The sequence below is a fragment of the Halioglobus sp. HI00S01 genome, assembly GCF_001635445.1.
GTDB classification, from domain to species: domain Bacteria; phylum Pseudomonadota; class Gammaproteobacteria; order Pseudomonadales; family Halieaceae; genus Halioglobus; species Halioglobus japonicus.
This window is the reverse complement of sequence record NZ_LWEE01000335.1, coordinates 1-312: the sequence shown is the minus strand read 5'-3', so window position 1 is coordinate 312 and position 312 is coordinate 1. Positions and strand designations below refer to the sequence as shown.

The window sequence follows — 312 nt, the reverse complement described above, 5'->3', positions numbered from 1 at the left end:
GAATCGGCACGGGCACTGCCGGTGCGACTGAATCAACGGGAGTCGGAGCAGCGGTCACTGGCGCAGGCCCATATGTCAGTGTACCGCTTGTTTGCGCGAATGCGACCGAAGAAAGTGTCAGCGATGAAATCGCCGCCCATGCGTGCTTTGTGCTCATGTTAGTCCCCTGTTTACCCTCTTGTTCTTTGAGAGAAATCCCTGCCTTCAATGCAGTTGATATTGCAGTGCTGCCATATCTGCCTTCACGTCGAGTTTATCTGGCAACGCAAAAATAGTAAGCCGCGATTCAGTTCAATAACATGGACCAGCTAT

1 protein-coding gene is annotated in these 312 nt (G+C 51.9%); it reads left to right on the top strand.

The features are described 5' to 3' along the window. Positions 1-275 (top strand): hypothetical protein (locus A3709_RS24745; RefSeq protein ID WP_231871271.1); only part of this gene is annotated, 275 nt, incomplete at its 5' end. Between the last annotated feature and the right edge of the window lie 37 nt (positions 276-312).